Raw genomic sequence first — 24,012 nt, 5'->3', positions numbered from 1 at the left:
TTAAACAAATGACTGTAAATAAACCGGTATTTAGCTATATCGAATTTTACGAATGGACACTTCAACTGGTAAACAACAAACAAACTTCGGGAGACAAGCAAACCGAAAGTTTAGTGAAATTTACCGAGCTTAATGCAAGCCGAATGAAGCGTCTAAATAAGACGACAAAATTAATTCCTGAATTAGAGAATCTGGTTACCGAGCTTAAGAAAAAACAAGTTTGGTATGTTATTACTGAAGCATGGTGTGGCGATAGCGCTCAAAATTTACCCGTTATAGGTGAAATTGCATCTGCTGGAGATAAAATTGATCTTAGGGTTATTCTAAGAGATAAGAATCCTGAATTAATCGAAAAATATCATACTAACGGAAGTAAATCTATCCCTAAGCTCGTTGCTTTTTCTGAAGAAGGTGTAGAATTATTTACTTGGGGACCGCGCCCGGAGCCTGCTCAGGAATTGGTAATGGACTGGAAAGAAAATCCCAATGGAAGAGATTTCGAGGATTTTGAAAGAGAGCTACATACCTGGTATGCTAAAGACAAAACACATACTGTACAAAAAGAATTTTTGGATATACTGAATTCTTTAAAATACTAGAAAACAAAGCCTGAAATTAGCTAATTTCAGGCTTTGTTTTTTTAATGTCACTACAACTTCTCTACCAACTCGTTTATATTCTTAGCGCTAAGATCTGCAGGTTGCGCCAAAGGATATTCACTTTTACCTTCTCTTTCGATAAAAGCCGTTTTTAAGCCTGCATTTTTGGCTCCGGAGATATCCCAACCGTGTGCTGCGACCATCAAAGTTTCTTCTGCTAGAAGATCCAAATTGTCCACTACCTTTTGATAGGCTATTTTGTTCGGTTTAAACTTCCCAACCTCATCAACTGAATATACAGCATCAAAATAGGTATCAATTTCAGCAAAACTTAATTGTGCATCCAAAGTTTCTCTGTTGCCATTGGTAAGCGCAATCAATTTTAGATCCTGATCCTTCAATTTCTGAAGTCCAATGGAAACATCTTCATAAGTAGGTAACTTTTTCACCAAACTTAATGTTGAATTTATTTGATCTTCAGTAAGTTTTTTTCCGAAGAAGTCTGCCGTCATTTTAAATACAGCTTTTCCTATTTCAGAAAAATCATTGTGACTGTCGGTATCATTTTCAACCAAAGAATAATGTAATAATTTCCCAAACCAAACCTGAAATGCTAATTTATTATCCAATACTTCGTTAACCGCATCGCTTAGCTTTTGCATGTTCAATAAAGTCTCGTTAACATCAAAAATTAGTGCTTTTATCTTCATAATTTTATTTTATAAAAAAAGGCCGATAATAGTTATTACCGACCTTTAATTGTTGATTTATTGAATGCAATTAGTCATTCAAATCTCTATATTCAAATTTTTGTCCACCAACAGCAATATCGATCATTGCACCAGCTTTAGGCATCGTTACAATGGCACGACCATCGTCAAAACTTACACTTTTTGCTTTTCCTTCTTCGATAATCACTGCAGAGGCTTTTCCTGAAAGCTTATATTTTCCTTCCTTAAATTTATTCAGTTCAGATTCGGTTTCGAATAAAATAACCTGTCTATAGGCTTGTCCACCTATTTGCAAACCAATATCCAATTGTCTTAATTCTGAAAAACCTTCTACCTGTCCGCCTTCAAAAAGAACTCCGTTTCCGGCAGCTCCTCCTAGAATGTAAGCTCCTTCCCCTACGTTAGGAAATATTACATAACCGGCAGCTTTCTCGAACAAAGCAGCCATTTCTGGTTTTTTTGTGATAAACGCTGCTTTAGATTCTTTCGCATCATTTATTAATTCTTTTTGCTTATCGGTTTGAGCATTTAAATTGAAGGCACTTACCATAAAGAAAGTCGCAAGAATTAAGCTTAGATTTAATTTTATTTTCCTCTTCATAATTTCTCTTTTTTTGATTTATTCAAAATTAAAAATAGGCGATTAGAGGACTTGTTAATAAGCTGTTATTTCACTTAATTTTAAATACTTAGCGTCAAAAATAAGAAAAGGCCGTCAACACATGTTAGACGACCTTTTTCTCACTCTCTCTCACTTAAAATGAATTTCAAATCTCTATATTCAGAAATTTGATCTCAGATCATCAATTTAAAATTGACTCCGAGTAATTTTTTTACTTTAGACAAACAGCAGTTCAAAAATATAAATTGAACACCTTCTAAATTGTTAACACCTTGTTATTTCACTTAATCTTAAGCAATTAATTTTTATTAGTTTTTTCCCTCTTCATTTTCTCTAGTCATCATTATAAATAGATGATCATCACCTTGCTCTTCAAAATCAAATTGTTTACATACAAGCTCCCAGCCTTCAGCATTATACTTTTTCAAAAGTCTTATTAACCCGTTATAATCATATAGATTAGAGATTTTTGATCTCTTATTTTTAATTTTTTGATAATCTTCTCCGTTTATAGAAACATAAGCCATATTGGTTTTTAAGCCATACGGTTTATAAACAATCGTTAAATAATCTTTTTGAATGACTTTACGATTAGGAGTTTCAGTAAGAATAGCTACAGAGTCTGCTTCCTGAGCAACGGCGCTTAGTGAAATCACGATTACAATTAAAAATGAGAGTTGTTTGAAAAAATTCATAGCGATAGGTCTTGATTTTTTTTCAGAACAAGAATGAATCCAAAAAGCTAAAAATTCAACTATTTTTTAAGAAGGATTTTTTCACTTTTAGTAGGTGCGCGTAAAATCTTCTGGAAAATAAATAATGAAGTTTCCGGTTTCCGCAGTCTTTTTATCAAAACTCAACATCTCATCTTCACTCTGCGCTACACTTATAACTGCAATTTTCAGATTGGCATTCATTTCTTTCAAATACCAATAAATCCCTCCAAAATTTTTGCTGTGATAGTCGCCGTTATAGTGAAGAAAAACACCATCCTGCGGTGCATTTTTCAAAATATTTTCAGCCATCGTAGCATCTTTAATAGCTTGAGCTCCTACAAACTTCATGGCATCACCTTGCATCCCGTGACCACCCATCATTTTTAGCATGTCGCCGTAACCTGGTGTAATTGTATCGACCTTTATAGGAAGTTTTGCATAATAGGATTGCGCTTCTTTTGAATAGGTTTTTAAAGTATCCAGCCCATATTTTGAAACTGCCGACGCATACCTTCTGGGTATATTGGTAGCCACAAATTGCAGATTATTGGTTTTGGCAAATTCAATTAAAGGCTTATAATCGGTTTTATAATTATTCCATAAACGCATTTCTTCCTCAAAGCGGTTTTGCGGAATTTTACCCTGAAGATATTCATCTAAGATCAATTGATTATCTGCTTCAAACATCTCAGCCCCCAAGACCAGATTAGAGTTTTTAGCGTACAATTTTTCAGTAAGCTTTTTCTGAAGCCAATGCACCACAGGATGATCATGAAATTCTCCAAAGAGCACCACATCATAATTCGATAAACTATCGTTCATTTTTTGAAACGAAACCGAATCTCCTTCCGTATTATAAATAGCATAAGCTTTTAATTCCTGCGCTTTTAAAGAGAGACTTGCTGTTATTACCAATAAAAATGTAAAAATGTTCTTCATGCTATGCGTTTAGAAATTAAGATAAGTAATTTAAGAATGTGCAAGCACTCTGTCTAAAATAAAAAATTGCAAAATATGATTACTAAGAATTAATCTGTCGCAATTCTGTTGGCTTCCTAAATAAAAAGGGATCAACAGTTAGACTGCTTATCCCTTTTTGCATTTTGTAGCCTCGCCAGGAATCGAACCTGGATCTAAAGTTTAGGAAACTTCTATTCTATCCGTTGAACTACGAGGCCTTTTTAATGCTGTACAAAAATAGAAATGTTTTTATTATACCTATACTCTACTCGTTAAAACTTCTATAAGACATAAGCTAGACTCGGGTAGAAAATGTAATTTTCAATCAACTTAATTAAATGAATTATGAAAATAGGTGTTTTAATCTCTTCTTTTTTTCTCTTAGTTATTACCGCGACCTGTAATAATCAAAAAGTAACCAGTAATTTAAAACTTACCGGATTGATTGAAGAAGCGGGTATGACAACTTATCAATATGGCAGCCATGTTTTACGTACCGACGATAAAACCTATGCTATAACCTCTGGCAAAGTAGATCTAACTCAACTCGAAGGTCAAACTCATACGATCGTTGCTGAAAGAATAGAAGGTTACCCTATAGACGGCGGACCAGAATATCTAAAAGTGCTAGAGATTGAATATTAAGCAATTATAATTTTAGATATGCTTCTCTCAAGATTGTATATATTTAACTCGGTTTTAAAAATACAATCGCATGAAAAAGATCATTCCATTCGTTTTAATTAGTTTTTTCATGATAAAAACGAAAGCACAAAACGCCAATATCGATAAAGAAGCTTTTGCGCATACCTTCTCGATTGTCGCAAAAGATCCCAGAACAGGAGAAATGGCTGTAGCCGTCCAAAGCCATTGGTTTTCTGTAGGCTCTTTAGTGAGCTGGGCAAAATCTGGTGTTGGAGTGGTAGCGACTCAATCTTTTGTAAATCCCGCTTATGGCCCAAACGGACTCAAATTGATGGCGGGCGGAATGTCTGCGGAAGATGCTTTAGAGGAATTAATTGCTGAAGATGAAGGGCGTGATTATCGCCAAGTTGCATTTTTGGATGTAAAAGGAAATGTTTCTGCCTACACGGGGAAATTGTGCGTAGAAGCTGCGGGGCAAATTGAAGGAGAAAACTTTTCTGTTCAAGCCAACATGATGCTGAACGACAGGGTTGTTCCCGCGATGGCGGAAGCATTTAAAAATAATGAGAATCTACCTTTAGCTGAAAGAATGGTTCAGGTCTTAAAAGCTGCGCAAAAAGAAGGAGGCGACATTCGAGGTAAACAATCGGCTGCGCTTATCGTCGTTGGCCCTAAAAAGGTTAAGAATGAGTGGGAAGATAAGAAAATCGACTTAAGAGTCGACGATCACCAAAACCCGATTGACGAATTAGAGCGACTACTTAAAACTGCTCGTGCTTACGAACACATGAATAAGGGAGATCTTGCTGTTGAAAAAGGTGATATTGATAAAGCTTTAGAAGAATATGGTACTGCGGAAGAAATGTTCCCAGAAAATCTAGAAATGAAATTCTGGAAAGCGGTAGCACTGGCAAATAGTGATCGCCTAAATAAAGCATTGCCGGTTTTTGCTGAAATTTTTGAACAAGATGACAACTGGAGAGAAATGATCACAAGACTACCAAAAGCCGGACTTCTACAAATTAGCGAAAAGGAAATCAATCAAATTACTGAACTTTAAAACTGAAGTTCAAAATGGCCAATACTGAAACTGATTTTTATGAAAATTTACCGGCTTTAGATATTCCGGTTAGTAAACTCGTGGGCGATATTAGTCATTTTCATCAAGTCCCGGAAACTTGGCACATCGTGGCAGCAGATATTAAGAATTCTACCGAGGCTATTGCAAAAGGCAATCATAATTCGGTTAATCTAATTGCTACAGGTTGTGTTATTGCCATGATTAATATCGCATACAAAGCAAAACTAAATATCCCGTTCTTTTTTGGTGGTGACGGTGCAATTGCCATCGTTCCTGAAGAGATTTTGCAGGAAACACTTGCAGCGCTTCAAAAGCATAAAAGAAATACTCAAAAAAACTTCAAATTAGAGCTTAAAACAGGATCATTTCCGGTTAAAACCATTTACAAAGAAAATATTCAGCTTAAAATCGCAAAACTTAAAGTGAATGCTGATATGAACATTCCGATAGTTCTGGGAGACGCGTTACACTACGCTGAAGATCTAATTAAACACACATTATCCAAACAAGAAATCGTACCTAATAGCAAAGCGCTGAATCTTGATGGAATGGAATGTAAATGGGACAAAATAAAACCTCCAAAAAAGAATCAGGAAGTCGTAAGTTTAATCGTGGTTTCGCGAAATGACCAAGAAACATCTAAAGTCTTTTCTCAGGTTTTAAAAGCTATCGATGATATTTACGGATCCCCAAAAAGAAGAAAACCTATTTCTGTTCGGAGGTTAAAGCTAAAAGCTAATCTTCGTAAAATTAATAATGAAATGAAAGCCAAACTAGGTCGATTTTATCTGCCTTATATGCTTGAAAACTGGATGATTGGAAAATACGGAAGGCACATTTGGCTTAAAAAAGAAAACGGAAAAAACTACCTAAAAAAGATGGTGGCTCTAGCAGACACCTTAACGATCGACGGGAGAATAAATACTGTAATTTCAGGAACACCTCAGCAAAGAGAAGCGCTTATTGGTTATCTGGATAATCTGGAAGATTCAGGAAAAATAAAATACGGAATCTATGTAAGCGAAGAAAGTATTATGTCTTGCTACGTAAGAAACATCAGTACCCACGATCATATTCATTTTGTAGATGGCGGAAACGGTGGGTATACAAAAGCAGCTAAAAGTTTAAAAAATAAGATTTAGTCTTTAATCTAACATTTTATCTGGATTCCTTCGTACATCAAAAACGTCATTGATTAAAACCTGGTTTCCTTTTATCCTGTAGATTATCTTATAATTTCCAGATATTATATAACGATGGCTTCTATTTAATTCTTCCAAATAAAATTCTATTTGACCTAATTCTGGGGAAGTTTTAAGCTGATTTGTAGTTTGAAGAATTTCAGATTTTATTTTCTTAGCTATTCTAAGATGTACGTTTGATTTATAGTAATCATAAATCTCCTTCAAACTATTAATTGCAAAGTCAGACCAAATTATCTCCACCATTAAAAGATCACCAATTTTCAGTTAGCTGTTTCAATTTATCCTGAGATTTATATCTTCCATTTTCAAAGTCTTTCTCAGAAATTCCTATTCTTCTCAATAATTCTTCAGGACTAAAAGGCTCATGAAGAGCTTGCTCATCTTTCGAACTATTTTTCAGAATATAATTTTCAATTTCAGATAATAGATTTTCATCCTGAATCTGTGCGAGATATGATATCAAATTTAACTTTCTTGTTTGCAGATCCATAGCAAAAAAATGTTTACTCAAAGATACAAAATAATGCTAAGAACTTTTTTGCAAAACAAAACCCCTATCCGAAGGGATAAGGGTTTGTTAAAATTAATTTCTAATATTCGAAATTTTTAGCGCTTAATCTAAACCTCCTCTACGATTGCCGTCTCTAGGTTCTGGCCATGTGCTTTGCTCACCAGTTCTATCATTTACAGGAAGTACTCGCTGCTTTCTAGACGTTTTATCTGCATCTTCACTAGCTTTATAAGCTAGTATTGCTGCAAGGATAGCATTACTTTGTACATCGTCCCAAACGATCTTATCATAAGTATCGCGGTTGGTATGCCAGGTGTAATTCCAGTACGACCAACTTAAAGAACTCAAATTAAAGGCTGGTGCTCCGGCAGCAAGGAAAGAAGCATAATCTGATCCTCCTCTACCCGGCATCCCAGGAAAATTAGTTTCAATTTGTCTGGAAATACTGTCGGGTACTGCAGATAACCAATCTCCTAAATAATCATAAGCGTCTACCAATCCATTTCCGGAAAGACTTACTACACGACCTGTTCCGTTATCCTGATTAAAAACTGCTTGAATGTTCTCTACAATTTCTGGATGATCTTTTACAAACGCACGAGATCCATTTAATCCCTGTTCTTCACTCCCCCAATGTCCCGCGATAATTGTACGCTTTGGGTTTGGATATACTTCTTTAAGAATACGCATTGCTTCCATCATCACTAAAGTACCAGTACCATTATCTGTGGCTCCGGTTCCTCCATCCCAGCTATCAAAATGCGCAGAAAGCACGATATATTCTTCCGGCTTTTCTGAACCTTCGATTGTTGCAATAGTATTAAAAGTAGGCACTTCTCCAAGATCTTCAGATGTTGCTACAATCTTTAATTCAGGTTTATCTCCATTTTCAGCCATACGATAAACTAATCCATAATCTTCTAAAGAAAGATCTACTGTAGGAATATCATTGGTGTATGCTGAAAAAACTTTGTTTACGCCAAAACCACTAGACCAGTTTAACGTAATAATTCCTTCAGCTCCCGCTTTTTCTAAAATTTTAGGTAACTCTCTTGAAGAATATCCGGTAGCCTTTATACGATCTCTCCAGGCATTTTCAGCTTTAGAACGCTCTTTTTTCATTTTTTCAAAAGACTGATCTGTGGCCCATTCTTCCCAGTTATAATCGGGACGACCGGTTGGCTCGTTAAAAGAAACCAAGACAAATTTCCCTTTTACTTGGCTTAATTTAGATTGAAAATCGGCCGAGTCTTTAGCTTCAGGTAAAATTATAGCCTTAGCAGTAACACCCTTTTTAGATGTCGAAGGGCTCCATGCCAGTTGTTTTCCCTCTAAAGTTCTTAAACGAGGTTCCACAAGATCGATATGTGTTATACCACGTCCCCAACCTTTCCAGGTTCCCCATTGCTGATTTTCGGCAGAAATCCCCCAGTTGGCATAGGTTTTAATAGCCCAGTCGTGTGCCTGTTCCATTTGTGGTGAACCTACAAGTCTTGGTCCGATAACGTCTAAAAGTTCGTGACCTAACCTTTTTAATTGAGAATTTTCGGTAGCCTCTGTAACGATTTCCTGTACAATAGGATCCTGCTGTTGTGCAAACGAGGTTGTCGCAGCTAATGCCATCGACACAAAAGCTAGTTGTAATTTAGTTTTCATTGGATTTTGATTAAAAAATTGGTGAAATATAGCTCTCAAATATAAATATATTCTCTACTGAAATCACAGCTTAGCGCCTATTATTCTTGAATTGGAAAGTGATTTTAAGTATATTGTGTGCAAATTTTAAAGCTTTTCTCAAAGAAAGCTGAATAATACATTTTTTGAGTATTTTGGTTTCGAAAGATTCGTTTTTCGACTTATAGAAATATCATCACTAATTGAAATCCAATATTTACCTAAATGATAAAAATTACGCTTCGTTTTAGCAATTTCGCAATCCTGGCATTTATTGCTTTTAGTAGCATTTCCTTACAAGCCCAACAAAGTGAGCTTTCTGTTGAAAAAATTATGCAAGATCCTGAATGGATGGGAACCTTCCCATCCAGAATTCAGTGGGGAATTGATAGTGAGAACATTTATTTTCAATATAATCTAGAGAAAGATCCAGACGATTCTTTATATAAGATCAATCTTTCCAAGCATTCCGAGATTATAAAAGTTTCTCAGGCAGAAAAAGAAAATATGATTCCGCGTTACGGAGATTATAACGATAAAAGGAGTGAGATACTTTTTACTGAAGATGGGAAGCTTGTTTTATATAATATTAGAAAAGCATCTAGAACAGCATTATTAAATCTGGGAGAAGGTATTCGTGATCCCCAATTTATGGCAGACGAATCTAAAGTTTCTTTTGTTCTAAATAATAACGCTTTTGTTTATAATCTCGATAACGGAAGCATTACTAAATTAACCAATATCAGTAAAGGAACTAAAGTAAAGGACAAAGAAGAGAAGCTTTCTGATAAAAATCAATGGATCCAAGATGAGAATCTTGATCTTTTAGAAGTTGTAAATCAGCGAAAAGAAAAATCGGAAGCTTCTAAAGCCTACCGTAAAAGTATTCTAGAAAGAGAACCGTATACTTTTTATATCGGGGATAAACAAATTTCAGGTATCAGCATTTCTCCTAACGGAAAATATGTAAGCTTCAACTTAATTAAAAGGGAACGTGGTGATAATACTGAAGTTCCAAACTATGTAGACCAATCGGGTTATACCAAAGACCTCCCGGCACGGTCTAAAGTAGGTGATGATATTACCAAAGTGGAACTAGCACTTTACAATATCGAAAAAGATACTGTGTTTATGGTAAGTACAGAGGATCTTGAAGGCATTAAAGACTTACCAGATTATGTGAAAGATTATCCAGATAAAGAATGGGATGAAAAAGTTCGCGAAGTAATTACTTCTAAAGCCTATTTTTCTGAAGATGGAGCGAAAGCCATTGTCAGCATTCGTTCTAAAGACAATAAAGACCGCTGGATTGCCCAGCTTAACCTTGAAGATGGAATTCTAAAAACTTTAGATCGCCAACGGGATGAAGCATGGATCGCAGGCCCTGGTCTTGGCTGGTCTTTTGGTGGCGGAACCTTAGGATGGCTACACGATAACAAGCATGTTTATTTTCAATCGGAAGCTACCGGATATTCTCATCTCTATTTACTGAATGTTGATAACGGAAATAAAAAAGATCTTACGCCGGGCGATTACGAAGTTTTTGACCCTGAATTATCGAATAATAAAAAATACTGGTATTTAACTACTTCTGCAGAAGGGCCAGATGTACGTCACTTTTATAAAATGCCTTTGATGGGTGGCAAAATGGAAAAGTTAACCAACATGGTTGGGAACAATCAAGTATATCTTTCTCCAAATGAAAAATACATGGCGATTAACTATTCTTACAGCAATAAACCTTGGGAGTTATACTTGAAGAAAACGGGAAAAGGCGAAGCAAAACAATTGACTAGCGGCCAATCGGAAGCTTTTTCAAATTACGGCTGGAGAACACCAGAACTTATAAAGTTTGAAGCCGAAGATGGTGTTATGGTTCCTGCAAGATTATACACGCCAAGTGAAGAAACCAAAAACGATGCAGCTGTGGTATTTGTGCACGGTGCCGGTTATTTACAAAATGTACATCAATGGTGGTCGTCTTACTTTAGAGAATATATGTTTCATAACTTATTAACCGATTTAGGCTATACCGTAATTGATATTGATTACCGCGGAAGTGCGGGTTACGGGCGCGATTGGAGAACCGGAATTTACCGACACATGGGCGGTAAAGATCTATCAGATCAGGTTGACGGTGTAAAATACCTGATTGAAAATCACAACATCGATCCTGAAAAAATTGGAATTTACGGCGGTAGTTACGGAGGATTTATTACTTTGATGGCCATGTTTAACGAGCCAGATACTTTTGCTGCAGGAGCAGCATTGAGATCGGTAACAGACTGGGCGCATTATAATCATGGATACACTGCAAACATTCTTAACGAACCAACAAATGATCCTATTGCCTACCGCAGATCTTCTCCTATTTATTTTGCTGAAGGTCTAGAAGGAGATTTATTGATCGCACACGGAATGGTAGATGTAAATGTGCATTTCCAAGATGTGGTAAGACTTTCACAACGATTGATTGAATTAGGAAAAGACGATTGGGAAATGGCGGTTTATCCCGTAGAAGGTCATGGTTTTGTAGAACCTAGCAGCTGGACCGATGAGTATAGCAGAATTCTCAAATTATTTAATGAAAGTCTTCTGGACAAATAGAGATTATGGATATAGACTATGTTAGAAAACAATTTCCGGCGCTGGATAAAGATTTTGTCTTTATGGATAATGCTGGCGGCTCCCAGATTCTGGGAAAGGTTATTGAACGTATAAATGGATATTTAATTCATCATAACGTTCAACTTGGAGCGTCCTATAAAATTAGTAAAGAAGCCGGAGAAAAATTAAGTTGGGCAACAAAACAGATCGCTAAATTTATTAATGCTAAACAAACCGAAGAAGTAATCATTGGACCTTCTTCGAGCATGCTTTTTAGAATTCTGAGTTTATCAATAAGCAGGCGATGGCAAGAAGGTGATGAAGTTATCATTACAAATACCGATCATGAGGCCAATGTTTCACCATGGACCGATCTGGAGAAAAAAGGAATCAAAATTAAGGTTTGGAAAGCCAATCCAGAAACTATGGAGCTAGAACTTTCTGAACTTAAAAAATTGCTTTCTAAAAAGACCAAACTTGTCGCAGTTACACATTGCTCTAATATTTTAGGAACTATAAATCCTATTAAAGAAATTGCTGAAATTGTTCACGATAATGGCTCGCTAATTTGTGTAGATGGTGTTGCTTATGCACCACACCGCCAGATTGATGTGCAGGAATGGGATGTAGATTTCTACACCTTTAGCTGGTATAAAACCTACGGCCCTCATTTAGCATTGATGTATGGCAAGTATGATTTGCTTTTAGGAATGGAAGGTATTAATCATTCCTTTTTCAAAAAAGATGATATTCCGTATAAATTCCAGCCCGGAAACTTCAATTTCGAACTTACGTATAGCCTTTTAGGAATAACAGAATATTTTCAGGAATTTTACAAACAGCATTTTCCGGGAGAAAAAGATTCAACAGCTATAATGTTGAAAAAGTCTTACGGAGTTATTGCTGAACACGAGGAAAGTCTGGCTAAAAAACTTCTTGAATTCTTGAATGAGAATCCAAAAGTGAAAATTATAGGACATCCTGAAGCTGATGCTTCTAAACGCGTCCCCACAATTTCATTTGTACACAAAGATCTAAAAAGTAATCAAATTGTCGAAAAAGTCGATGACTATCGAATAGGAATTCGGTTTGGTGATTTTTACGCTAAAAAATTAATCGAAGACCTCAACTTAAAAGATAAAAACGGCGTAGTGCGAATAAGTTTAGTACACTACAATACCGAAGAAGAAATACAAAAATTAATTTTGGCTCTAGGTAAAGTGATTTAGTATATAAGATAGACTGCTTCGCTTTTAGATTATAGCATATCGATCAAAAAAATAAGGGCTGAAATTCGATAATTTCAGCCCTCATTTTTTATTTTAATCTTCAGGTTTAGCTGTCAGCTGTGTAAAAGCAGATTTAGAGAATATTTTTTTATAAATCGATGCTATTTTTAAAACATTAAAAATTCATCGTTCAAAATATATAATCTTGATTCTTTGATTTTTTTTCTAACAGCGAAGCGATCTAAAATCTAACTACTCTCCCAAAGCTTGCTTTAAATCTGCTACAAGATCATCGCCATCTTCAATCCCTACACTTAATCGTATTAAACTATCTACGACTCCTGTTTTTTCTCGTTCTTCCTTTGGAATTGAGGCATGCGTCATACTTGCAGGATGCCCCGCTAAAGATTCTACGCCTCCTAATGATTCAGCAAGTGTAAACACCTTCAGATTTTCGAGTATTTTAACCGCGCTTTCAGTGCTTCCTTCCGTAGTAGAAAAAGAGATCATTCCGCCAAAACCTTTCATTTGCTTTTTGGCAATATCATGATTTGGATGATCTTCAAATCCTGGCCAGTTCACTTTGGCTACCGCAGGATGCTCTTTTAAAAATCGAGCTACTTTTTCTCCATTTTCACAATGGCGTTGCATTCTAAGGTGTAAGGTTTTGATTCCGCGTAATACTAAAAAACTATCCTGTGGGCCACAAACGCCACCACTGGCATTCTGTATAAAATATAATTTATCGGCAAGCTCTTTATCTTTTACCACAAGACCGCCCATTACAACATCGCTATGTCCACCAAGATATTTAGTTGCACTATGCATTACAATATCTGCTCCTAGCTCTAAAGGCTGTTGCAAATATGGTGTTGCAAACGTATTATCGACGGCTAATAATAATTTGTGTTTTTGTGCAATCTTGGCTGTTGCCTCGATATCAATAATATTCATCATTGGGTTAGTTGGTGTCTCTACCCAAATTAGTTTTGTATTTTCATTAATATAAGATTCGATATTTTCGGCTTCCTGCATTCCTATAAAATGGAATTTTATCCCTAAATTTTCGAATATCGAAGTAAACAAACGATAAGAACCACCGTAAAGATCGTTGGTACTTATAATTTCGTCTCCCGGTTTAAAAAGCTTCATTACCGCATCAATCGCAGCAAGACCAGATCCAAAAGCCATTCCATAATTACCATTTTCAATACTGGCTAAAGAACGTTCTAAAGCGGCTCGTGTTGGATTTCCACTTCTGGAATATTCAAAGCCTTTATGCCCTCCGGGTGTGCTTTGTGCGTAAGTACTGGTTTGGTAAATTGGTGGCATTACCGAGTTGTATGCAGGATCAGTATTTTCCTGCCCGCCGTGTATAGTTTTGGTATTAAATTTCATAATAAGTTTTTATTAGATTAATCTACTGTAATTGATAAACATACAATCACATCTAGTAGATATAAAAATCTTTTAAGCAAAAATAAAGTACCCATTGGCAATGCCAAAATTGCTACGTACCTTTAGCAAAACAATAACCTAAACCTTAAAATTACTTTGAAAAAGATTCTTTTCGTGCTGCTCGCCAGCATGTTGCTGTTTGCCTGTGAAGATGAGAAAAAAAAGGAACTAAACTTTACCAATTATAATGTTGAGAAGGCTTATAAACAGTGTAATCCCGAAGATGGAGATTGTACTTTTATTAACTTAAACTACCCCGTTGCTAAAGGTAATAAAGAAGTTGCCCAGAAAATAAATGATTCTATCGCTCATCGAATTATACAAATAGTTTCTGGTTTTAGCCCAGAGAGTACCCGTACACCCGAAACTATTGATGAAATGGTGAATGATTTTATAGAAAATTATGCTTCCTATCGTGAAGATTTTCCAGAGACCGATATTCCTTGGGAAGCTACCGTTTTTGCTGAAATTACTTTAGAAAATGCGAACATTCTAAGTATAGATTTCAATTCTTATACTTTTACCGGCGGTGCGCATGGCTACGGAAGTAACACTTACCTTAATTTTAATCCGGAAACGGGTGAAGTATACACGCACAAAGATCTATTTTCGGCTGAATTTAAAGCGTTTGTTGAGAAAGACTTCAGAACTAAAGAAGATATTCCTCAGGACGTTAACATCAACAGCACAGGAATGTTCTTTGAAAATGATGAATTTCATTTACCTGTAAACATTAGCTTCAACGAAAATAAAGTGATTTTAACCTACAATCCTTACGAGATCGCTGCTTATGCTGAAGGACAGAAAACTTATGAGTATAGTCTTGATGAAGTTTCTGAATATTTAAAAATAGACCTTTCTGAAGAAGAATAAATTGCAAGAGCTGTTTTAAAGTTCTTCCTTTGCAGGCTTAAATTCTAAGTATGAAAAAGATCTATTACCTTTCTACCTGCGACACTTGCAAAAGAATTTTAAAAGAGATAGAAGCGCCGTCTGAATTTGAACTTCAGGACATCAAATCTGATGCAATCACCCAAGTTCAATTAGAAGAAATGCAAAATCTTTCTGGAAGTTACGAATCTCTTTTTAGCAAAAGAGCACGACTTTATAAAGAACGTGACCTTAAAAACAAGAATCTTAGCGAAGCAGATTTTAAAGAATTGATCCTAGAACATTATACCTTCTTGAAGCGTCCGGTAATTATAAATAATGATGAGATCTTTATCGGAAATGCTAAAAAAAATGTAGCAGCCGCTAAAGCATCTATCCATGGATAAACGCTTACTTGCTATACTCGCCGCAATTGGTGCTAGTGCAATTTATGGTTTAAATCATACGATTGCCAAAGGAGTTATGCCTGTTTTTATAGAACCTTTTGGCTTTATTATGCTTCGGGTGTTAGGAGCCGCTATTTTATTTTGGATCCTTAGCCCTTTTGCTCCAAAGGAAAAAATTGATAAAAAAGACTGGCCAAGAATGCTAGCCTGTACCCTCTTTGGGATGTGCATAAATATGCTCTTCTTTTTTAAAGGATTAAGCTTGTCTACGCCAATAAACAGTTCGGTTATTGTAACGCTTTCTCCGGTTATGGTATTGATCCTGGCCTCTATAATTCTGAAAGAAAAAATTACTTTAATCAAAGGAATTGGTATTGCTTTAGGATTATCTGGCGCTTTGGCTCTCATACTTTTTAGTGCCGATAAAGTCTCTAATGCGCCTAATATTCCGCTAGGTAATTTATTGTTTATGGTGAATGCGTTTGCCTATGGGCTTTATCTCGTAATTGTAAAACCACTAACTAAAAAATACCACGCCATTACATTAATGAAATGGCTTTTCCTTATGGGTGTTATCATCAATCTGCCAATTACTTATACTGAATTTGTTGCGGTAGACTGGGCAAATTTACCTTTTGATGCTATTTGGCGTATGGCCTTTGTTGTTGCGGGAACAACGTTCTCTACCTATCTACTGAATATTTATGCGCTTAAACAATTATCAGCATCTACCATAAGTGTGTTTATTTATCTACAACCTTTAATTGCGATTATATACGCGATTTTAGTTGGTGCCGATCAATTAACAACTATAAAAGTTGCTGCTGGTTTAATGGTTTTTGTAGGAGTGTATCTGGTAAGTTTCAAAAAAACAAAAACCCGGGCATAGCCGGGTTTTAAAAATTATAAGCTGAAAATCGATAATTTCAGCTTGGATTTATTTCAATAGTTCAGGATCGATATCCTGTGGTTTTCTACCGTGCTTTCTGGTATCCTCTTTAGTAAGCTTTTTAAAGTCGTCGGTATGTGGTAGGCTATCCAGGTTTTCAATCATTTCTGAAGGTAGTCCCGTCAACTTTCTTTTCTTTAAATCAATCCATCCGCCCATCATTTCACAACTGGCAAAATTTCTTCCTTTGCTATCATAGAAATTATGTACAAACTCAAAATACATTCCGTCTTCCGAAAGACCTTTTAACTGAAGGCTCACTTTTACCGGCTCTCCGGCAAAAACCTCTCTAAAATAATACACATGCTCATAAAAAACGACCGGACCTAGATTATGCTTTGCCAGGTCTTTTTGTCCAAAACCATTCTCCATTAAAAAGGCCATCCTGGTATGACTCATAAAATTAATGTAGGCCGTATTAGCCAAATGTCTATTGGCATCAATATCACTCCATCGTATTTCGAACTCTTTGGTATACATAGTTATTTTTCTTTTTCAATTTTTTCAGAATTACAAAATTACAAATATTTACTATGCACGCATAACTTATTTAAACATTCCCTTTAATCATCTAAGATTTGATTTGAAATTGCGGATTTTCTTATCTAAAATTATAAGATTCCTTAGCTAATTTTTTCTGAAATTTGCCGTATGCCAGTAATCGAAAGTAAATACGAAGCGCCTAGGTTCTTTAAGAATCCGCATATTGCCACGATCTATGCGGCAACACTTAGAAAGGTTGACTTTAAGTGCGACAAACGAGAACGACTGGAACTTGGCGATGGTGACTTTTTAGATCTCGATTGGGCTTTTACTGAACATTCTTCCAAAAAGTTGATAATTGCATTGCATGGTTTGGCGGGAGATGCCAATAGACCATATATGTTAGGAATGGCGAAAATTTTTACTGAAACCGGTTGGGATTACTGCGGAATGAATTTTAGAAGTTGCAGCGGTGAAATTAATCGGCTATACAGAAGTTATAACGCCGGTGCTACTGAAGATCTAGCCGAACTTCTTTCTCACGTGCTTCAGAAAGATAAGTATGATGAAATTGCTTTGGTTGGATTTAGCCTCGGCGGCAATTTATTACTAAAATATCTAGGAGAGCGCGATCAACTTCCGAAGCAAATAAAAGTAGCAGTCGCGGTTTCTACACCTTGTGATCTCTCTGCAAGTTTGGAAGCACTGAATCTCCCTAAAAACAAATTGTATAGCAATCGTTTTAAAAAGAATCTTAAAGATATACTTTATGAGCGACAGCTAGCCTTCCCAAAAGAGCTCGAAAAAAGTCAAATCTCGGCTTGCAACTCCCTATTAGCGATAGACGAGTTATACACAAGCCGTGCACACGGTTATGCTTCAGCTGCCGAATATTACGAGAAATGCAGTTGTCTTCAGTTTTTACCAAATATTAAAATTCCGACACTCTTACTAAATGCCGAGAATGATAGTTTTTTAACTTCAGCATCATTTCCGAAGAAAATCGCTGAAAATTCAGCATATCTATATTTAGAAACTCCCAAATATGGCGGTCACGTAGGATTTATTCAGCATAAAAAAAAGTACTATCAAGAAGAAAGAGCGCTTGAATTTATACAAAATCACCTTTACTAATCCCATAAATTCTACGCTAAAGCGAAATTATACCATAGTCTTTGCACTGCTTAAGAATTGATTATCTTTGCAGAACCGTAAAAATGAAGCATGATCCAATCAATGACAGGTTTTGGGAAAAGTGTACTACAACTTTCCAATAAGAAGATTACTATAGAGATAAAATCTTTAAACAGTAAAAATCTGGATTTAAACGCTAGAATTCCTTCTCAATACCGCGAGAAAGAATTGGTGATTAGAAATACAATTTCCAACGCCTTAACAAGAGGTAAAGTGGATTTTTCACTTTATGTAGAGCAATCCAATGATGAAACTTCAGCCGTAGTGAATGCAGCAGCGGTAAAGAGTTACATCCAACAGATGATGGATTTAAGCTTACCAAATATTGGCAGTAAACATGAATCTCAACTTTTGGAAATCGCTATGCGCCTACCAGATGCATTAAAAACAGAGCGCGAAGAAATCGATGAAACGGAGTTTGAAGCCATCGAAAAAGCGCTTCTTGAAGCACTTGCTGAAATTAACGAATATCGAACTGCTGAAGGTGCTGCTTTAGAAAAAGATCTAAAACTTCGCGTAAACAATATTGCAGATCTATTAGACGAAATTATGCGAATTAATCCCGAGCGTGTGGACAACGTACGTGAGCGTCTTCGCAAAGGAATTGAAGATCTTAAAGAAAATGTAGATGAGAACCGTTTTGAACAAGAACTGGTATACTACATCGAAAAATATGACATTACCGAAGAAGAGGTAAGACTTAAAAATCATTTAGCTTACTTTACCGAAACCTTGGATACCCAAGACAGTAACGGTAGAAAGCTAGGATTTATAGGCCAGGAAATGGGGCGTGAAATCAATACAATAGGTAGTAAAAGTAATTTTGCACCAATGCAACAGCTTGTAGTGCAAATGAAGGACGAACTGGAAAAAATTAAAGAGCAAATCTTAAACGTACTATAACCCCCATAAAGTAAAAGCACCATGAAAGAAGGGAAGCTCATCGTATTCTCAGCTCCGTCCGGTTCAGGTAAAACCACTATTGTAAGACATCTTTTAAAGCAAGAAGAATTAAAACTTGATTTTTCTATTTCAGCGACTTCTCGTAATCCTCGCCCTAACGAGGTAGATGGCACCGATTATTATTTTCTGTCGCTAGAAGATTTTAAATCAAAAATTAAAAACGATGAATTCCTGGAATGGGAAGAAGTTTATCGCGATAATTTCTACGGAACACTAAAAGCGGAAGTAGAGCGCATTTGGGCAAAAGGAAAACACGTTATTTTTGATATCGATGTTGTTGGAGGTTTAGATATAAAACATATTTACCCTGAAAAGACCTTAGCAGTTTTTGTAAAGCCCCCAAGTATCGAAGAGCTTAAAATTCGACTTAAAAAGCGCAAAACAGAATCTATGGATAAAATTAATATGCGTGTCGCTAAAGCCAGTATAGAGCTTGCCACTGCACCGCAATTTGATTTTATTATTGAAAATATACATTTAGAGGTCGCTTTAGAAGAGGCGTATAATCTGGTTTCAGATTTTATAAAAAAGTAGAATGAATAAAAAAGTTGGGCTTTTCTTTGGAACGTTTAATCCAATCCATATTGGTCATGTGATTATTGCAAATCATATGGCTGAATTTTCAGATCTGGATGAAGTTTGGCTCGTAGTTACCCCGCACAATCCTCATAAAAAGAAAAGCACGCTTTTAAATAACCATAATCGATTAGATATGGTATTTATGGCTTGTGAAGAATTTGAACATTTACATCCCAGCGATGTCGAGTTTCGATTAGAGCAGCCTAACTATACCGTAAAAACGCTCGCTCACCTACAAGAGAAGTTTCCAACCAACGCTTTTAGTCTAATTATGGGCGAAGACAACTTAAAGTCTTTGCATAAATGGAAAAATTACGAGGTAATTTTAGAAAATCATTCCTTGTACGTTTATCCTAGAAAATCTGGCGGAAGAGTGGAAAATCAATTTAAAGATCATCCAAAAATTACCAGAGTAGATGCGCCTGTGATAGAAATTTCAGCAACTTTTATTCGAGATTCGATAAAAGAAGGAAAGTTTATAAAGCCAATGTTACCGGCCAAAGTTTGGGATTACGTGATCCATAACAATTTCTATAAATAATAGAATAATTTAAATTTCTTTAGACGCCAAATTATGGCCTATCGAAGGTTACTCGTAAAATTGATAATGAGATAAGCGTGTATAATTTTAGGCTGTTTAAGCACGATTGGAAATCGGATGAGTTCCTAAAATTTAGCTTCCGAATTAAAAATTTAGAGTAAGTTTCGTAAGCCTAGCATTTTTGTTTCTTTTTTCGGCAAAGGAAAATAGAAATGAAATACGTCCAAAAATTGAAATGGCTGATAGAATTTTCAGAAAATCGATAAAGAATTATAAATTAAAAAACCGCCCTGCATCTCTCATACAAGGCGGTTTTCAAACTAAATAACCAACCAAAAAACTAAGAACTTCTTCTTTGGTTAGAAGAAGCGCATTACAATAACGCCCTCACTTCTATTAAGATTGTCTTTAAGAACACTTATTTACTGTTAAACTTTTACTATACTTTCTCCAAATAGCGCCTAGCGTCCCGTCTTCCCTTATAATATCTTTAATTTTGTATTTGTATAACAAACCTTACAAATGAATACAGTTCCAAACATAGCGGTTATTGGCGGAGGAAGTTGGGCCACTGCCATCGTAAAAATGCTAACAGAGAATCTTGAAAAAGTACATTGGTATATGCGAAGTGTATATGCTGTTGAGCATTTAAAAAAGCATCAGCACAATCCAAATTACTTAAGCGATGTAGAATTCGATATTAATCAGCTTCATTTAAGTAATGATATTAACGAAATTGTAGCTGCTGCAGATGTATTAATATTTGCCATTCCTTCTGCCTTTTTAAAGTCTGAATTGGATCATCTAACCGCATCTTTGGAAGGAAAAATGATTTTCTCTGCAATCAAAGGAATTGTTCCTGAAAGTAGTTTGATTGTTGGAGAACACTTTAATAAATTCTACAATATTGATTTTGAAAATATCGGAGTGATTACCGGCCCGTGTCACGCTGAAGAAGTTGCTTTAGAGCGTTTATCCTATCTTACAATCGCCTGTAGCAATGAGGAAAAAGCTAAAATGTTATCTGGTTTCTTAGCTAGCGAATACATAAAAACTAAAACAAGTGATGATATTGTTGGAACAGAGTACGCTGCCGTTCTAAAAAACATTTACGCCATTGCGGCGGGAATTGCACACGGACTTGGATACGGAGATAACTTCCAGAGTGTTTTAATGAGTAACGCTATCCGCGAGATGAAAAAATTCATCAAAAAAGTCCACAAAATGAAGCGTAATATTAATGATTCTGCTTATTTAGGTGACCTTCTAGTTACCGGATATTCTGTATTTAGTAGAAACCGAATGTTTGGTAATATGATCGGGAAAGGTTACACGGTTAAAAGTGCCCAGATGGAAATGAGCATGATTGCTGAAGGTTACTACGCGACAGATAGCGCCTACAAGATCAACAAAGACCGAAAAGCTAAAACTCCTATTATCAATGCTGTTTATGCAATACTTTATGAAGGAAAGAACCCTAAAAAAACCTTCACCAAACTTGCCGATAAATTAGATTAGTTAAAAGACAAATAACGACCGCTTAACTTGCTATACCGCCTGCTAATCGAATATTTACGCATTTATAAAACAGAAATTTTTAATTTCACCGAAATTTGAAGCCTCAGAACATGAATAAAAAATTACTGATGGGAGGAATATTAGCTTCCTTCTTTGCCATTTCTTGTAGTGATAACAATGATGATTTTGATGAGAATGCCTACACGCAGCAAAATTTCGAAATCAATAATGACGAAGGTCAATTAGAAAGCGTCCTTAATAGGAATGGAGCTGGTGTTTTAAGTATTTCCTCTATTACAGCAACAAAAAATGCGTTATTATCTAAACAGGCTATACCAGATGAGGAGCCGCAAGTATCAAATATAGCCTTAGAGCAAATTGCAAACGTTGCTTCTCCTGTAGTTGCCGGAGTGACATTAAGGGCAAGCCATGTGAAAATTGATGGCGACTATGCCTATGTAACTTATATGCTCGAAGGCGAAGATTATCTTGGCGGAATTGATATTATCAATATTAGTGATAAAACAAATCCAATCGTAGAAAGCCGAGTAACTTCAGAAACGATAGATTTCACATCAGTTTACTTCAATAACAGGAAGTTATATTTTTCTTCAGGAATAAATACTGATGAAATTCTGAATTTGGAATCTCGCGCAAACATCGGGATGGTGAGTGTTTCAGAAGGAAAATTTTTGGAAGATTTCGAACTTAAATCAATAGTTGGAAATGTAGCAGTTGATATTGCAGGTTTTCAGAATAGAATTATAGGAGTTAGTGGAAGCACCGGCGTTCTTGGCATATACAATGCCGCAACTCTAGAAACAATAATAGAACAACCTCTATCAGACTTAAGATCTATTAGTTATGGTAACGGAAGAATTGCAGTGTTAAGCGGAAACGAAGGACTTACCATGTATGATCCATCAAATCTTTCGGTTTTGAGTAACATCAACACTCCTAATCTTACAAGCGAGTCTAAAAGAACGATTGCTTTTAAAGATCAGGCGATTTTAGTTTCTGAAGGTAGTGACGGAGTAGGAATTTACGATAGCAATTCTGGAAATTCCCTCCAGCAATTAAACATCCAAACGCTTCCTGAGGCAGATTATGATGCTTCAGATGTTGTAACTAATGCTGTTTCTGTTGCTGGTGATTTTATTTTAATGGCTAACGGAGGTGCAGGATTCGGAATTTCTAAATTAGATGATAATAACAATTTAGTAGAAGAAGGAATAGTTGATTTAGAAGGTTCTTCTAATTACATTCAGTCTGATGGTGAATATATTTTTGTAGCCTCGGGGACAGGTGGTTTAAGAATCATTAAAATTAGCCAGCAAAAAGCAAATGAAAACTTTGCAGCATGCGAATCTTTCGATATCTACTCGGGTCGATCTAATTTGAATATTAACAGTAACCAGGTAGAAGCTTATAGAGGCGCAGCTACTTTAAAACATCTTAATGTTGGTGGAATATTCACATTTTGTGGATCTTTAAATATTCAGAAAAGTACGAACATCAATAGCCGAGGTGAGTTTAATATGCGTGGAGCAATGGCCGTTGGAACTTTTGGCAAAAATGATAATTTGAATATAAATAGTGGTTCGGTACTACGTATCGAAGGAAGTTTAACCGTTTATGGAAATCTAAACCTAAATAGCGGCGCTACTTTAGAATTTGTTGGAAGCGACTCTAGCATACACGTGTTTGGAGATGTGAGACAAAATAGCGGCAGTACTATAATTGGTAATTATAACGATACGTCTAATAAACTTCAGTAGACTACTATAAATACCCCAAACAAAAAAGCCTCTGAAATCAGAGGCTTTCTTTTTTATAATGCTAAAACGCCTTTTTTCGGTATTAAAGGGATTTCTTTTTGGCGGTCTTCACTTACTGTATTTTTCTTCAGCAAAAATGTTTTTTCGAACATCTTGTTATCAGCGAAGAAAGTTACCTGATATTCGTTATTTAAGCTTAAAACTTCATCTTGTAAAAATTCAATTTTGGCAAAAGAATGTGGTGGTAACTTCTCCAGTTTATGCCGCATCACAGAAGTCTCTTTTTTGCCGTCGTAGCCTTTAGAAACGATAAGAATCGTCTCTATAGACACGTTTTTGTTGTTGATGATATAAGCGTTCCATTCATCTGCCTGAAAGGCTTCATTGAACTCTCTTACTGCGGCAACATGAACATTTTCAACTTCAGGAATTTCAATATCCTTTTTCAAAACTTCATTTTTTATAATTCCTAATCAAATTTTTCTTCCCATTTATGCTTAATCATCTTCCATAACACAAATAATACTACAGCCGCAACTGCAAGCACGATTAAACCAATGGTCAATTTTAAAACAGCTATTGCTAAATAAATGGCTACTCCTAAAATTATTCCTGCCAGAATAAAAAAACCTGTCTTTTTCATGAGCTTTATTTTAAAGCCAAGTTCGCATTTTTAAAGATGCGCCTCTCTC

At 35.8% G+C, this 24,012-nt stretch carries 26 protein-coding genes and 1 tRNA gene; 15 read left to right on the top strand and 12 right to left on the bottom strand.

What is annotated here, in order from left to right; all coding sequences use genetic code 11:
• Nucleotides 1–8: 8 nt before the first annotated feature.
• A complete protein-coding gene (locus QWY91_RS14750) occupies nt 9–599 on the top strand; it encodes a thioredoxin family protein (RefSeq protein ID WP_290236264.1) in 591 nt (196 codons plus the stop codon).
• 50 nt (nt 600–649) lie between these two features.
• On the opposite strand, the gene QWY91_RS14745 is transcribed toward QWY91_RS14750, so the two are convergent.
• The 5 genes from QWY91_RS14745 to QWY91_RS14725 all read right to left on the bottom strand — a co-directional run bounded on the left by QWY91_RS14745 (nt 650) and on the right by QWY91_RS14725 (nt 3,846).
• On the bottom strand, nt 650–1,309 hold the full coding sequence (locus tag QWY91_RS14745; RefSeq protein ID WP_290236263.1) for a haloacid dehalogenase type II: 660 nt from the start codon (nt 1,307–1,309) through the stop codon (nt 650–652).
• 70 nt (nt 1,310–1,379) lie between these two features.
• Entirely contained in the window at nt 1,380–1,931 is a 552-nt protein-coding gene (locus QWY91_RS14740) for a lipid-binding SYLF domain-containing protein (RefSeq protein WP_290236262.1), read from the bottom strand.
• A gap of 329 nt (nt 1,932–2,260) precedes the next feature.
• Complete coding sequence (locus QWY91_RS14735; protein ID WP_290236260.1) at nt 2,261–2,647, bottom strand: hypothetical protein; 387 nt, start codon at nt 2,645–2,647, stop codon at nt 2,261–2,263.
• Nucleotides 2,648–2,734: 87 nt separating this feature from the next.
• The gene (locus QWY91_RS14730) at nt 2,735–3,607 is read right to left on the bottom strand and encodes a ChaN family lipoprotein (RefSeq protein ID WP_290236259.1); all 873 of its coding nucleotides are present in this window, start codon (nt 3,605–3,607) and stop codon (nt 2,735–2,737) included.
• A 167-nt stretch (nt 3,608–3,774) separates the two neighbouring features.
• Nucleotides 3,775–3,846: transfer RNA gene (locus QWY91_RS14725), tRNA-Arg, on the bottom strand.
• Nucleotides 3,847–3,973: 127 nt separating this feature from the next.
• On the opposite strand from QWY91_RS14725, the gene QWY91_RS14720 reads away from it, so the two are divergent.
• The 3 genes from QWY91_RS14720 (at nt 3,974) to QWY91_RS14710 (ending at nt 6,496) form a co-directional block, all read left to right on the top strand.
• A complete protein-coding gene (locus tag QWY91_RS14720) occupies nt 3,974–4,273 on the top strand; it encodes a hypothetical protein (RefSeq protein ID WP_290236258.1) in 300 nt (99 codons plus the stop codon).
• Nucleotides 4,274–4,382: 109 nt separating this feature from the next.
• Nucleotides 4,383–5,333, top strand: a complete 951-nt coding sequence (locus tag QWY91_RS14715; RefSeq protein WP_290236257.1) for a DUF1028 domain-containing protein — start codon at nt 4,383–4,385, stop codon at nt 5,331–5,333.
• Nucleotides 5,334–5,347: 14 nt separating this feature from the next.
• Nucleotides 5,348–6,496: a DUF3095 family protein gene (locus tag QWY91_RS14710; RefSeq protein WP_290236256.1), complete on the top strand. Its 1,149-nt coding sequence runs from the start codon at nt 5,348–5,350 to the stop codon at nt 6,494–6,496.
• Between the two features lie 3 nt (nt 6,497–6,499).
• Here the strand turns inward: QWY91_RS14710 and QWY91_RS14705 are convergent, their stop codons facing one another.
• The 3 genes from QWY91_RS14705 to QWY91_RS14695 form a co-directional block, all read right to left on the bottom strand.
• Nucleotides 6,500–6,802, bottom strand: a complete 303-nt coding sequence (locus QWY91_RS14705) for a type II toxin-antitoxin system RelE/ParE family toxin (protein ID WP_290236255.1) — start codon at nt 6,800–6,802, stop codon at nt 6,500–6,502.
• A gap of 7 nt (nt 6,803–6,809) precedes the next feature.
• Nucleotides 6,810–7,049, bottom strand: a complete 240-nt coding sequence (locus tag QWY91_RS14700) for a hypothetical protein (protein ID WP_290236254.1) — start codon at nt 7,047–7,049, stop codon at nt 6,810–6,812.
• Between the two features lie 123 nt (nt 7,050–7,172).
• A complete protein-coding gene (locus QWY91_RS14695) occupies nt 7,173–8,726 on the bottom strand; it encodes a M20/M25/M40 family metallo-hydrolase (RefSeq protein WP_290236253.1) in 1,554 nt (517 codons plus the stop codon).
• A 243-nt stretch (nt 8,727–8,969) separates the two neighbouring features.
• Between QWY91_RS14695 and QWY91_RS14690 the strand changes: the two genes are divergently transcribed.
• Nucleotides 8,970–11,351 (top strand): S9 family peptidase, encoded by a 2,382-nt coding sequence (locus tag QWY91_RS14690; protein ID WP_290236252.1) that lies wholly within the window; start codon nt 8,970–8,972, stop codon nt 11,349–11,351.
• Between the two features lie 5 nt (nt 11,352–11,356).
• Nucleotides 11,357–12,580, top strand: a complete 1,224-nt coding sequence (locus QWY91_RS14685) for a cysteine desulfurase-like protein (RefSeq protein ID WP_290236251.1) — start codon at nt 11,357–11,359, stop codon at nt 12,578–12,580.
• Between the two features lie 252 nt (nt 12,581–12,832).
• On the opposite strand, the gene QWY91_RS14680 is transcribed toward QWY91_RS14685, so the two are convergent.
• Nucleotides 12,833–13,978, bottom strand: coding sequence for a cystathionine gamma-synthase (locus QWY91_RS14680; RefSeq protein ID WP_290236250.1), 1,146 nt, complete (start codon nt 13,976–13,978; stop codon nt 12,833–12,835).
• Between the two features lie 156 nt (nt 13,979–14,134).
• On the opposite strand from QWY91_RS14680, the gene QWY91_RS14675 reads away from it, so the two are divergent.
• From QWY91_RS14675 to QWY91_RS14665, 3 genes are read left to right on the top strand one after another with little or no spacing between them, the layout of a single operon-like run.
• The gene (locus QWY91_RS14675; RefSeq protein ID WP_290236249.1) at nt 14,135–14,911 is read left to right on the top strand and encodes a DUF3298 and DUF4163 domain-containing protein; all 777 of its coding nucleotides are present in this window, start codon (nt 14,135–14,137) and stop codon (nt 14,909–14,911) included.
• Nucleotides 14,912–14,961: 50 nt separating this feature from the next.
• Nucleotides 14,962–15,315, top strand: a complete 354-nt coding sequence (locus tag QWY91_RS14670; RefSeq protein ID WP_290236248.1) for an arsenate reductase family protein — start codon at nt 14,962–14,964, stop codon at nt 15,313–15,315.
• Entirely contained in the window at nt 15,308–16,204 is an 897-nt protein-coding gene (locus QWY91_RS14665) for a DMT family transporter (protein ID WP_290236247.1), read from the top strand. Before QWY91_RS14670 ends, QWY91_RS14665 begins: the two co-directional genes overlap by 8 nt.
• 48 nt (nt 16,205–16,252) lie before the next feature.
• Here the strand turns inward: QWY91_RS14665 and QWY91_RS14660 are convergent, their stop codons facing one another.
• Nucleotides 16,253–16,744 (bottom strand): acyl-CoA thioesterase, encoded by a 492-nt coding sequence (locus QWY91_RS14660; RefSeq protein WP_290236246.1) that lies wholly within the window; start codon nt 16,742–16,744, stop codon nt 16,253–16,255.
• A gap of 171 nt (nt 16,745–16,915) precedes the next feature.
• Here QWY91_RS14660 and QWY91_RS14655 point away from each other — a divergent pair, with 171 nt between their 5' ends.
• The 6 genes from QWY91_RS14655 (at nt 16,916) to QWY91_RS14630 (ending at nt 23,320) form a co-directional block, all read left to right on the top strand.
• A complete protein-coding gene (locus QWY91_RS14655; RefSeq protein WP_290236245.1) occupies nt 16,916–17,881 on the top strand; it encodes a YheT family hydrolase in 966 nt (321 codons plus the stop codon).
• Between the two features lie 90 nt (nt 17,882–17,971).
• A complete protein-coding gene (locus tag QWY91_RS14650; protein WP_290236244.1) occupies nt 17,972–18,844 on the top strand; it encodes a YicC/YloC family endoribonuclease in 873 nt (290 codons plus the stop codon).
• Nucleotides 18,845–18,865: 21 nt separating this feature from the next.
• Nucleotides 18,866–19,438, top strand: a complete 573-nt coding sequence (gene gmk / locus QWY91_RS14645; RefSeq protein ID WP_290236243.1) for a guanylate kinase — start codon at nt 18,866–18,868, stop codon at nt 19,436–19,438.
• A gap of 1 nt (nt 19,439) precedes the next feature.
• On the top strand, nt 19,440–20,024 hold the full coding sequence (gene nadD / locus QWY91_RS14640) for a nicotinate (nicotinamide) nucleotide adenylyltransferase (RefSeq protein WP_290236242.1): 585 nt from the start codon (nt 19,440–19,442) through the stop codon (nt 20,022–20,024).
• 522 nt (nt 20,025–20,546) lie between these two features.
• The gene (locus QWY91_RS14635) at nt 20,547–21,542 is read left to right on the top strand and encodes an NAD(P)H-dependent glycerol-3-phosphate dehydrogenase (protein ID WP_290236241.1); all 996 of its coding nucleotides are present in this window, start codon (nt 20,547–20,549) and stop codon (nt 21,540–21,542) included.
• Nucleotides 21,543–21,652: 110 nt separating this feature from the next.
• Nucleotides 21,653–23,320 (top strand): LVIVD repeat-containing protein, encoded by a 1,668-nt coding sequence (locus QWY91_RS14630; RefSeq protein WP_290236240.1) that lies wholly within the window; start codon nt 21,653–21,655, stop codon nt 23,318–23,320.
• A gap of 53 nt (nt 23,321–23,373) precedes the next feature.
• Here the strand turns inward: QWY91_RS14630 and QWY91_RS14625 are convergent, their stop codons facing one another.
• Complete coding sequence (locus QWY91_RS14625; protein ID WP_290236239.1) at nt 23,374–23,769, bottom strand: hypothetical protein; 396 nt, start codon at nt 23,767–23,769, stop codon at nt 23,374–23,376.
• A 20-nt stretch (nt 23,770–23,789) separates the two neighbouring features.
• Nucleotides 23,790–23,963, bottom strand: a complete 174-nt coding sequence (locus tag QWY91_RS14620) for a hypothetical protein (protein ID WP_290236238.1) — start codon at nt 23,961–23,963, stop codon at nt 23,790–23,792.
• Between the last annotated feature and the right edge of the window lie 49 nt (nt 23,964–24,012).

Source organism: Zunongwangia endophytica (assembly GCF_030409505.1).
In the GTDB taxonomy this organism is placed as follows: domain Bacteria; phylum Bacteroidota; class Bacteroidia; order Flavobacteriales; family Flavobacteriaceae; genus Zunongwangia; species Zunongwangia endophytica.
Note: the sequence above shows the minus strand (reverse complement) of the source record. Positions and strands in the feature narration are given on the sequence as shown.